Here is a 10,008-nt window from a genome sequence, read left to right as displayed (position 1 = left end):
AGGCCTGCCTCGATTCCTATTTCCTCAAGCCCGTCCGTGCACTCGAAGTCGGTTTCGTCGCCGAGAAAGCGACGACGGTGGGCGTCAATGCCGCCAACCGCGCGATCGGCCTCTTCGTCCGCCGAATCACCGGCGGCCTATCGGGCGATCAGGTTCTCAAACTCGCCGACCTGCTCGAGGGGATGCTGTTCATTCGACCCGAAGCCTAGTCACCCGATCCAACCGCCGCGACTCGGACTCCCGAGGAGCCTGCCGCCATGCCGAAAACGACACGCTCCAGCGAGTCGAGCCAGTGGCCGAGCTTGTTGTTGGCCCGGCGCAGACGCTCGATCTCGGCGTCCTTCGCTCGATTCTCCCGTCGGGCCGCTTCGAGGCCGGCTTCGCCCGGATACCAGCCGCGGTGAATCAAGGCGGTAATCAGACCCTCGCCTCCAGCGTGAGCCTCGAGGGCGGTTCCGATGGTCGGGCGCTTCAACACCCCTAGGGGTGGGAGGGGATCTCGCCCTTGAGCAACTTCAGAAAGAGCCAGGGCCGTTTCATGATCGCGCGCGTGATCGGAGGTGGTTTCGGCGGCCGCGGGATGCGCGCCTTCTCCGGCCATTCGAAGGGCAGGTCGAGTCGGCGACCGGGCTCCCGGAGCTTGGCAGCGGCCTCGAGCGATGCCCGAAGCACCGCTCGCTGGCCCTCCGCGTCCCCCGGCTCACCGAACGGCAGGCTCCCCGGGTACCCTATTCCGACTACCCGCGGAGCCCCGACCGCCGCCGTCAACTCCGGCATCCACGAATGCACCGCGGTCGTAACACCGGCCGCCTCGATACCGCGCGCGACCAGTCCGACCGACCGGCAACAGAACGGTCAGACCGGAACCAGCAGCGCCAGATCGACCTCATCCCGCGCCAGCGCTTTCGCGACCTTGGGCACCGTCTCCTCCACCAGTTGCTCCGGCTCGAGAATGTAGCCCATGATCGAGTAGTGGTCGGACGCCGAGGATCCGACCACGCCCGCCTCGACCAGCTCTTCCAGACGCCGCAGAGGCATCAGGCAGTCGAAGTCCTTCGACGCGGGCCGAGGGTCGATGTGCAGGTGGAAGATGCCGACCTCATCGGTGGCAACGTCGCGAGGCAGAACCCGGTGGGTCGGATCTCCCCACCACGGGTTCCGGCGCTCCGCTTCCTGGTCGAAGGGCTCATCCTCGAGGCGGGAGATCCCGGCCGACGAGATCAGGGCAACCCGCGCCTCGGCGAGCGGCTTCTCGAGAGGAGCCCAGGGCACGCTCTCGGGCACCGGCTCGCGGTCGAGCCAGGCCCGCATGACCCTGCGGGTCGCGCCGTCTAAGAAGCGGAATCCGTCGACACTCATGCTCAGTCGGGTGACTCTACCCGGGTGAGTCTGCCGCGTCCTCGTCGCCCGACAGGCAAAGGACGGCAAAAAGAAGGGCTCGGCCGGCTCGCATATCGGCTTGGTTTCGGAGACCGAGTCTCCCCGCTATGCCCATCTCTCGGGTCTTCTCGGCACGGTTGTTTAATTCTTCACTGCAATCCCTCACCGCCCGGGGCATTCTCGACCGGGGAATCTGCAAAAGGAGCAACGATGCTTTCGAGAACCTCAGAATCGACCAAGACATCGACAGGCCTTGTACCGAGCGAAAACGCGCCGCAGCCTCCTCCCCGTAAAGAACTGGAGCATCCCCTGCTCGTGCTGAACGCCGGACCAGGCCAGCGGCGAACCTTCTTCGGATACGCCACCAACATCAGCGCAGCGGGCATGCGAATCGACGCCACCAGCCCGCGGGAGCCGGGCACTCGCTATCGTCTGGAGATTCCGCTCCCTGCCCCGGTGGGTACGGTTACCCAGTGTGAATGCGAGGTCGTCTGGAAGCGCGAGTATTCGAAGGGCGACCCAAAGGGTCCCGGAATGGGCCTGAAGTTCCTGGATCTGCCCGAGGAGGTGTCCGAAGCCCTCAATGCCTGGATCGGGGCAACAAGCCGCTGGCACGTCTAGCGGCAGCACCTCTGGTGGCAGTACCTCTGGCGGCATCGAATCTCCTGGAGGCGAACGGCCTACGAGCGCGTCAGTTCTACGGGTTGAAGCACCACGCGGCGACCCTGACCCTCGGCCCCACCGTCGGGCTTCTGGAGCCAGCCTCTTCCAGCTAGGGCGTGTTCGCCTCGATCACCGCGGCAGTGTCGTAGAACTCGAGGAACTTGACCACCAGACCATTCCGGAACTCCATGAAATCGGCTTTCGGCGTGTCCATGACCTTTCCCGTGCTACGGCTCTCCCACCTGGTCGTCCCGAGCATTACCACCCAGTCGCCGTCGGCTATGTAGCGATCCGGGGTGTAGTGCTGCATCTTCCAGTTGGCCGCCAAGCCGGCGTCGGTAGACTTCCTTCACCTTGGCGAGGTTCTCGTTTTCTTCCATGAGATCCAATCCTCCTATCGGGCGGGCGATCAGCCGGAGACGCAGTTCCTGCCGCTGTTCTTGGCTTCGTAGAGCTTCTTATCGGCGCGCTCCACCAGATCGAGCGCCGTCTCGTCCTGGGGCTCGAACTGAGCACAGCCGGCGCTGGCGGTGATGCGAATCTCCTCTCCGAGGTAGTCGAAGGCGTGGCGCTCGATCCTTCTGCGCAGTTTCTCCGCCAGGGTTTTGGCACCGGCGAGTTTGGTCTCGGGCAGGATCAGCGCGAACTCCTCGCCGCCGTAACGGGCAAAGACTTCCTCTCGGCGAATTCTCTTCGCCAGCAGCCCGGCCAGCTGCCTCAGGACGGCATCGCCGGCCAGATGGCCATGCTCGTCGTTACAGCGCTTGAAGTGGTCGATGTCGAGCAGGATGAAACTCACCGGCCGACTGTGCCGCCGAGCCCGAATTACCTCGCGCTCGAGCACTTCGGACAGATAGCGCTTGTTGTGAATCTGGGTCAGCCCGTCCAGGATCGAGACCTGGAATGAGGGGCATCGATTCCCAGCCGACCACTTGACAAGGGGGCGTTATCTTGGTACATAAGTACCACTATGACGAAGACCAAGATAACAGCAGCCTCTCAATCTCTCCTCGTCGAACGCGTGCAGACAGGTGTCCGCGTCGAGAAGCGCATCCTCAAGGTTCTGAAGGCACTGGCCGAGTACCTCGACATGACCCTGGGCGATCTTCTCGAGGGCGTCGTCCTTCACGCATTCGAGGGCAAAGCGCCGTTCAGCCCGGAGACGCTGGCCAAAATCGAGCAACTGAAGGCGGTTTACGGGCTGGACTTGGATGCCACGGCGAGCCACCGCTTGGAGGAGAAAACGTGACCACCTCGGTGTCGCAGCCGGTTCGACTGACGGACGAGGAGCTCTTGCGCGGCTTCGACCGGGCTGCCCTCGGACCGGGCCAGTTCCGGCACGCGGACCATATTCGGGTCGCGTGGCTCTATCTGCAGCGTTTCACGCCGACGGAGGCCCTCGATCGCTTCGTCGCCAACATCAAGCAGCTGGCGGTCGCCAACGATGTGCCCGCGCTCTACCACGAGACGATCACTTGGGCCTACTTCTTTCTCATCCGCGAGCGCCAGCGTGAGGGCGAGTCCTGGGCCGAGTTCGAGGCTGGCAACGCGGACCTGTTCGAGTGGCCCAGCCGATTGCTCGCGCGCTACTACTCGCCCGAGCTCTTGGAATCCGAGCGCTCGCGGGAGCGCTTCGTTTTTCCCGACCGCGTGGAGCCGCCCGGATAACGGCCGACCCGCCCCGCAAATCGAAGCCACCCAAACGGGTGTTGCTGCGCCGGCGGGTTTCGACGAGTCTGAAAATCCAGAGGAGGTGGCCTGTGCCTGTCTACGAGTATCGGTGTCTCGACTGCGACAAGAAGTTCGAGGTCGTAGAGACGATGGCCGAGCACGGTGAACACGAGGTCTTGTGTCCAGACTGCCGCAAGAGCAATATCGAGCGCATCTGGAGCCGCGTGGTGGCCGTTACGTCAAAGAAGAGCTGACCCCCACCGGGGCGTCGGCGCTTACCAGGTGGTACAAGGCCTAAGTACCGGTGGCCACCGATAGGTCTTGCCCCAGAGATAGGGAATCCGGCACCTGTCGAGGTCCTTCATTGCTTTCTTTGCACCGGAAACCTCGTTGACGAAGTTCGCGTAGAGAGCCCAGCTTCCGTTGAAGTACCCGTTGTAGTCGGCGTCGACGAAGACTGGAACGTATTTGAGTGCACCCAGGTAGGCGGCCCCACTCTTGCGAATCCTCTCGATCTTCTTCACAGCCGGACCAGACTGCAACTCTCTACGCACCAGAAACAGGTCCTCGACCGAGGTCCGCACTGCGCTGGCGATGATCCGTATCGTCTCCGGATCCGAGTCTCGCAGCTTCCCATCTCCGAAGATCCGGAATCGCTGACCGTTCAGATTGTAGACATATGCACCCGTTCTGTTGAACTCGTCGTGGAAACGTCGCTCGAAGTCTGCATATCGTCCCCAACTTCCGACATAGCTCAACAGCAGCTCATCCTGGTCGTGCTGCGTGTCGACGGTCTCGGGGAGAGTCGGCTCGAGCAAGACCTCGCCTTCTCCGTCGCGAACACCACCACCTATCCGGAGCACTTGCTCCATCCACTGAAACGCGGGGTAAGACAGCAGTTTTTTGCTTTTCATGATGTTGAAAGCGGTGCGATCGCGGTTGGTGACGACGTGCCCGAACGCGAAGAGGTCCGTCAGGCTGTGCAGCGCATTGGCTTCGTAGTGGAGAGCGCGGCCCCAGTTTCGGCGATCGATCTGCGCCAGAGCGGCGTAGTACACGGCCAACCGATGCATGCCCACGTACCAAGCGACCGCGGCCTTCGAGAAGTGCCAGTCATTGACGTTTGCGACGCGCATCATCTCATCGCCCCACCAACCGGCCTCCCAATGTTCCGCGTGGCCGGCGGTATTGCCGGTGCCATTGCCGAGGCTTCCGACCGGAGGAACGAGGCCCGAGCCGATCAACCCAAGGTACTGGCCCAACTCCTGCTGTGGCGGGCAGAACTTGGGGTGTGAGCCCTTGCCGAAGTTCAAATGCTTCGCGTTGCTCCAATGCGTGAGATGGCAGCCGTCATCCTGGCAGTACGTCGTGCGCCGGTAGTCTCCGTACAGCGCGACGAGCTGCCCTAGGCTGAAATACGCGGTGTCCGAGCCGACATGGGTCTTGATTCGTAGTGTCGGCCCGGCCAGCTGATTCGGAACCCAGATGTTCTTGTTGTACTGGAGTTGCAGAAAGAATCGCCAATAGCAGTTGTCCTGAACACCCGTCTGGGTCTTGTCGAGGCTCCCGCTCGTGGCGGAGCCCACCGCCAGGGTCTTCGCCTCCCTGATGGATTCGGAGATGTCGCGCTCTTCCAAGCGGACATCACAGGTATCGCAGGTACCGGACGGTGGTCGCACCGATTGCAGGAGCTGCGCTACGGCTCTATCCGTAACCCACTTGTGCTCCTCGGAGTTATAGGCGGCGACGCCATTCGGCACTGCCGCCAGCAACAAACCACAGAGCGTGGCTACGCGTACGAGCACGAGCGGCTTCGCGTAACGGCGGGAACTAGCCACCTGCCCGGTCGCCGACCCTGTCTCGCTCCACCTCGGCCAGCGGCAACTGCCAGCAGGTGCGATCCGGCACGATCCAATCCGGTGCGCTCGGAACGCAGGAGAGCAGCGCCGTGAGCATGCTGTTGGTCATACACTCTCCCGACACCGGAGATGTCCTGCAAACGCGGCGCGACTGTGGCGCGATGTAGTGGCTGACGGCGTCCGCTGCGGAGCCCGGCACGGGTAACAGTAGCTTGACCAGGTTCGGGTTCTCCACGCCAAAGCTGAAGTCGACAAGCCGCTGATGCAGGGTCCTCTTGTCGGTCTCCAATGCCTCGAGTTTTGCCTCCAGGTCTTTATCTCGTCGCTGGAAAAGGCCAAAGAACACACTGTACTCGGACTGCTTCCCCGCCAGGGCATAGGTGCGCTGCAGGATGCGATAGATGCCCTGACGGTACTGACCGATCGTGTCCTGCAGGGTCTCGAGTGTCTCGAGACGATCCGCTTCGATACCGTAGCCGGTCTGATTCTTCTTGATCTCCTCGAGCAAGCCGTCGATCGAGGTAAACGTCCAGTAGTAGTTGGTCAGCCCGGCTTCGATCGGATCGTCTCCAACCTCCAAAGAGATGCGTTGCGGCCAATCGGCAAGATCGGTGTAGGGCGTTATGTCCATCGTATGAAACTGCGGCCCTTTCAGCGCCTCGAGCGGCAAGGTCTCGAGCTTGTTGATAAAGGCGGCCTTTTCAGTGGGAATGATGCCGCCGGCTCCGCCGATCTGCGTGTAGCTCACCTCCAGTTGCGTGTTCGCTACCTCCCTTTTCTCCTCCGCGCTCATCTCTGCCGTCACGTCGCCTTGCACGCCGAACGCTGAGAACTCTCCCTCCAGTTTGGACTTGACGGCTTTCGCGACCGACGACTTGGTCGACTGGAACGAACTGATGGCGATCAACTCGGCACCGCTATAGATCGCCGACACGAACGAGTCACCGCAATGGCGCTCGAATTCCCTGATCTCCCTGGCGCTGCCGTCGCCCAGAATGTCCGCCGCTTCCCCGGTCAGAACGATCTGGTCATGCAGGCCGTCTTCGTCGAGGAACCACATCGACTCTCGCTCGGCCGCCGGTTGCGCATCAACCGGCGGATACGCCGTGCGAGCCGGCACCAGCGGCCGCGACGGGCCGACGAACAACACGCCATTGGCCACAGTCGCCCGGATCAACAGAGAATTACTCGAGCTGTTGACCTTGCTGGTCGTGGCGAACTCGGCCTGGGCACTGCCAGATCCAAACATGGTGCGGATGGACATGCCCGCCGATACGTTCAGCTTGTCCATGACGTCAGAAGTATCCGACACCTCCGACAGCGTCATGTTAAGCGTCTGTCCCTGCTCCCGAACGGGCGCGAACTCTATGCACCGATTGGACACGACTCGCGCCAGCTGAGAGTCCCAGCCGAGTCCGAGCTCGACACCCGAATCCGGAACTCCGACATTGTCTGAGTCGGCCATGGCGCCCGCTGGAATACAGAAGACCAGGAAGATTCCGACCAGTGACCTCATACTTTCCCCTTCAGTAGGTTGTGTTGAGAGGCCTAGTGTAAGCGAGAGTCGGCGTCGCTTTCTGCCAGACCGGCGGAGTGGGGGATCTCAGGGGACAGAAGACCCGATAGTATTCCACCGTTCTCGGAGCTTCAGTTGGTGTCCAGATCACCCATGCGTGCGGCCGCGCTCGTTCAGATCGTTCTGCTCGGGGCGTTTACCCTCGTGGGGGTGGTTGCTACGGTCGCCGTCACGATCGACTGGCTACAAGGCCTGGACACCTGGTTCTGGGACGAGGCGATCTGCACGATCGACTCGTCCGAGGCGGTCGAGCGGCCCCAGTACGGCGACACCGAGTTTCAGGTTTCGTACCGCTATCACTACCGCGGTGACAAGCACCTCGGAGACGCCTACCGCCACGCCTATAGCGGATCCGAGACGGCCTCCGAAGCCGCGGTTCTCGCCGGGCGCTACCTCGCGGGCAGCGAGGCGCGGTGCTGGATCGACCCGGAGGAGCCCGATCGGTCCTATCTACGCCGTGCCAACCTCTGGGAGGGCTTCTGGATCCTGGTGCCCCTGGTCTTCGTCGCCGCCGGGGCCGGTGGCCTTTGGCTGGTCCGCGGTTTCGGCTCCGGCACGGAGGAGGCGCCACTCGATCGAGGTTCGATTCCGACAAGAGCCCGCCCTGGACTCGCAGCCGGAGCGATGGTCTTTCTCACCGGCGGCTTCGCGCTCTTCGGCGTCGGATTCCTGGTCCCCTTCTTCCTCCGCCCCGCCCTCCAGGTCGTCGAGGCCCGGTCCTGGACCGAGACCCCGTGCGAGATCGTTTCGAGCGGGGTGCGGACGCACCCCGGCGACGACGGCGCCACCTACAGCATCGACGTTCTGTTCCGCTACGAGCTCGAGGGACGCGAGTATCGAGCGAATCGCTATCAGTTCATGGGCGGGTCCTCGAGCGGCTACAAGCGCAAGGCCAAGATCGTCGACGCGCTCCCCGCCGGTACCAACACCTTCTGCTACGTCAACCCAAAAGACCCATTCGAAGCGGTCATCGAGCGAGGTTTCACCGGCGACTATCTCTTCGGTTTGGTGCCGCTCCTCTTCGCGTTTGTCGGAATCGGCGGGCTTGCTTTCGCAATCAAGGCTCTGCGAACCGCCAAAAAGGATGCCGCACTCCCGTCCTGGGCGGTACCTACGAGCCCGACCGACGCGTCGAGCGTCGGCTGGAGCTCGGGCGAGTCGGCCGGCCAGGAGCTTGCCGGCCCGCTCGCGCTCGAACCGAAGATGGGGCCCATCGGCAAGCTGGGCTGCGCGAGCGTCGTGGCGCTGTTCTGGAACGGCTTCCTGTCGATCTTCGTCTGGCAGGTCGTCGAGAGCTGGCGGGCGGGAAACCCGGAATGGATCGTCGCCATCGTCCTGACACCCTTCGTTCTCGTCGGCCTCCTCCTGCTCAGCGGTATCCCCTACTCGATTCTGGCACTCCTCAACCCGCGCTCTCGCGTCCACCTCACACCGGGTGCCCTCCGCATCGGCGAGTCGGCACAGCTCGAGTGGGCCTTCAGGGGAGCCGCGAGCCGGATCCGGCACCTCAAGATCTGGCTCGAGGCGACAGAGACCAAGACCCACGTCGGCGACTCGAACATCCGCATCGAGTCCAAGCCGCTCGACACCCCCGCCATCACCATCCTGGATCGTGGGCGGGAACTGCCGCTCGAGTACGGCGGCGTGAGCTTCACGGTGCCCCGCGAGACACCGGCCTCCTCCGAGGGAGACACCTCCATCCGATGGACCCTCAAACTGCACGGCGACATCGGCTACTGGCCCGACGTCAACGAGGAGTTCGAGGTCCGGGTACTGCCCGGGATGCCTTCGTGAAGCCCCGGAGGGTGAGCGTCATCGTCGCCGGCGCAAAGGAGCGCAGGCTCTCGGCCCGAAGAAGATCCGCCGCCCGGGGATCGGGGCGCCCAAGCACATTGAGCCTGACCACGGCGTCCGGATCGACGGGCGCCAGCAAACGCTCCAAGCGATTCCGCAGCCGCTGAGCGCTCAGCCCCCCGACCTGGATCTCGAGATCGATCATCGGTCGGCTGGGGAGCTCGTTGAAGGACCAGTCTTCGAGACAGCCGCCGTGGTCGTCCGCCCCCACGTCCAGGGTCATGTATCCCTTGGGCTCGTTGCGCTCCGCCGCACTGGTCCGCTCGATCGAGCCTGGATAGAGCACCGGAGCCGCCAGCGGCCGGGCCGCTAGATCGGCGGTCAGGACCTGGTGGCGGTGAATATGCCCAGCCAGAACCGCAGCAAGGCCTGGCGGGATGTCTCGCCCGCGAATGACGTCGGCTCCCCGACGAAAGGTGTATCCGGACGGGCCGACCCGTGCTCCCTCGATCGTTTGATGGAGGCACAAGAGCCGGATCGAGGCCTGCGTGTCAAGACATCCAGTCTCTCCCACCAGTCTGGGAAACTCCGCCTCCACGTTCTCGCGCTGAAAGGGGAAACCCGCCACCGCGACGTGGCAGCCCCCAGCCTCGAGCTGAACCGTCCGCGGCCGGTCGAGAATGTGAATTCGACCGTGAGCCGCCAGCAGCGGGTAGGGGATCGCCGACCGCTCGTGGTTGCCCGGCACGACCACCACCGGCACGCCGCCGTTCGCGACCGCGATCAGCGGCTCGAAGGCGCGGTAGACGAGCTCCCGGCGGACTCGGCTGCGAAAGAGGAGGTCGCCACCGTGAACCACCAGATCGACCTCGCCCCTTCGTGCCGGCTCCAGCGCGCGCTCGAAGTTGGCAACGAAGTCCGGGCCGCGCCGACGCCGCTCGACCCTGGGCCGATATGGCAGGTCGAAGCCGAGGTGGGTGTCGGCCACCAGCAGGACTCGAAGGCGAGGCACGGCGACATCATATGAGCGCCGGGCCCCTCTCGGTGACCGCACGTTCCGAGGTA

The 10,008-nt window shown here is 63.6% G+C and carries 14 protein-coding genes; 6 read left to right on the top strand and 8 right to left on the bottom strand.

Annotated features, from left to right (window positions below):
- The coding region (locus GY769_03680; GenBank protein MCP4201014.1) for a hypothetical protein at nucleotides 1-209 on the top strand (209 nt) is incomplete at its 5' end.
- Here the strand turns inward: GY769_03680 and GY769_03675 are convergent.
- From GY769_03675 to GY769_03665, 3 genes are all read right to left on the bottom strand, one after another.
- Nucleotides 206-475, bottom strand: a complete 270-nt coding sequence (locus tag GY769_03675) for a hypothetical protein (protein MCP4201013.1) — start codon at nucleotides 473-475, stop codon at nucleotides 206-208. The two genes, GY769_03680 and GY769_03675, sit on opposite strands and share 4 nt — an antisense overlap.
- A 5-nt stretch (nucleotides 476-480) precedes the next feature.
- A complete protein-coding gene (locus tag GY769_03670; GenBank protein MCP4201012.1) occupies nucleotides 481-777 on the bottom strand; it encodes a hypothetical protein in 297 nt (98 codons plus the stop codon).
- Nucleotides 778-855: 78 nt separating this feature from the next.
- Entirely contained in the window at nucleotides 856-1,359 is a 504-nt protein-coding gene (locus GY769_03665; GenBank protein ID MCP4201011.1) for a hypothetical protein, read from the bottom strand.
- A gap of 231 nt (nucleotides 1,360-1,590) precedes the next feature.
- On the opposite strand from GY769_03665, the gene GY769_03660 reads away from it, so the two are divergent.
- Nucleotides 1,591-2,001 carry a pilus assembly protein PilZ gene (locus tag GY769_03660; protein ID MCP4201010.1) on the top strand — a complete coding sequence of 137 codons (411 nt, stop codon included), beginning with the start codon at nucleotides 1,591-1,593 and terminating at the stop codon, nucleotides 1,999-2,001.
- A gap of 151 nt (nucleotides 2,002-2,152) precedes the next feature.
- Here the strand turns inward: GY769_03660 and GY769_03655 are convergent, their stop codons facing one another.
- Nucleotides 2,153-2,371, bottom strand: a complete 219-nt coding sequence (locus GY769_03655; protein ID MCP4201009.1) for a hypothetical protein — start codon at nucleotides 2,369-2,371, stop codon at nucleotides 2,153-2,155.
- An 81-nt stretch (nucleotides 2,372-2,452) separates the two neighbouring features.
- Nucleotides 2,453-2,935 carry a GGDEF domain-containing protein gene (locus GY769_03650; protein MCP4201008.1) on the bottom strand — a complete coding sequence of 161 codons (483 nt, stop codon included), beginning with the start codon at nucleotides 2,933-2,935 and terminating at the stop codon, nucleotides 2,453-2,455.
- A gap of 78 nt (nucleotides 2,936-3,013) precedes the next feature.
- Between GY769_03650 and GY769_03645 the strand changes: the two genes are divergently transcribed.
- From GY769_03645 to GY769_03635, 3 genes are all read left to right on the top strand, one after another.
- Nucleotides 3,014-3,292, top strand: a complete 279-nt coding sequence (locus GY769_03645) for a hypothetical protein (GenBank protein ID MCP4201007.1) — start codon at nucleotides 3,014-3,016, stop codon at nucleotides 3,290-3,292.
- Nucleotides 3,289-3,711, top strand: a complete 423-nt coding sequence (locus GY769_03640) for a hypothetical protein (GenBank protein MCP4201006.1) — start codon at nucleotides 3,289-3,291, stop codon at nucleotides 3,709-3,711. The genes GY769_03645 and GY769_03640 overlap by 4 nt, the downstream gene beginning before the upstream one ends.
- 92 nt (nucleotides 3,712-3,803) lie before the next feature.
- On the top strand, nucleotides 3,804-3,968 hold the full coding sequence (locus GY769_03635; protein ID MCP4201005.1) for a zinc ribbon domain-containing protein: 165 nt from the start codon (nucleotides 3,804-3,806) through the stop codon (nucleotides 3,966-3,968).
- A gap of 21 nt (nucleotides 3,969-3,989) precedes the next feature.
- On the opposite strand, the gene GY769_03630 is transcribed toward GY769_03635, so the two are convergent.
- Entirely contained in the window at nucleotides 3,990-5,519 is a 1,530-nt protein-coding gene (locus GY769_03630) for a hypothetical protein (GenBank protein ID MCP4201004.1), read from the bottom strand.
- Nucleotides 5,520-5,544: 25 nt separating this feature from the next.
- Entirely contained in the window at nucleotides 5,545-7,089 is a 1,545-nt protein-coding gene (locus GY769_03625; protein MCP4201003.1) for a hypothetical protein, read from the bottom strand.
- Between the two features lie 138 nt (nucleotides 7,090-7,227).
- Between GY769_03625 and GY769_03620 the strand changes: the two genes are divergently transcribed.
- A complete protein-coding gene (locus tag GY769_03620) occupies nucleotides 7,228-8,943 on the top strand; it encodes a DUF3592 domain-containing protein (protein ID MCP4201002.1) in 1,716 nt (571 codons plus the stop codon).
- Here GY769_03620 and GY769_03615 read toward each other — a convergent pair.
- Complete coding sequence (locus GY769_03615; GenBank protein ID MCP4201001.1) at nucleotides 8,897-9,955, bottom strand: metallophosphoesterase; 1,059 nt, start codon at nucleotides 9,953-9,955, stop codon at nucleotides 8,897-8,899. The two genes, GY769_03620 and GY769_03615, sit on opposite strands and share 47 nt — an antisense overlap.
- Nucleotides 9,956-10,008 lie beyond the last annotated feature (53 nt).

The sequence above is a fragment of the bacterium genome, assembly GCA_024224155.1.
In the GTDB taxonomy this organism is placed as follows: Bacteria; Acidobacteriota; Thermoanaerobaculia; order Multivoradales; family JAHEKO01; genus CALZIK01.
The sequence above is the reverse complement of the archived record's forward strand: the minus strand, read 5'-3'. Positions and strand labels throughout refer to the sequence as shown.

Bases quoted from the DNA above. Each gene is read 5' to 3' on its own strand.
- GY769_03670 (MCP4201012.1), bottom strand. From the start codon at position 777: ATGCCGGAGTTGACGGCGGCGGTCGGGGCTCCGCGGGTAGTCGGAATA.
- GY769_03665 (MCP4201011.1), bottom strand. From the start codon at position 1,359: ATGAGTGTCGACGGATTCCGCTTCTTAGACGGCGCGACCCGCAGGGTC.
- GY769_03660 (MCP4201010.1), top strand. From the start codon at position 1,591: ATGCTTTCGAGAACCTCAGAATCGACCAAGACATCGACAGGCCTTGTA.
- GY769_03645 (MCP4201007.1), top strand. From the start codon at position 3,014: ATGACGAAGACCAAGATAACAGCAGCCTCTCAATCTCTCCTCGTCGAA.
- GY769_03625 (MCP4201003.1), bottom strand. From the start codon at position 7,089: ATGAGGTCACTGGTCGGAATCTTCCTGGTCTTCTGTATTCCAGCGGGC.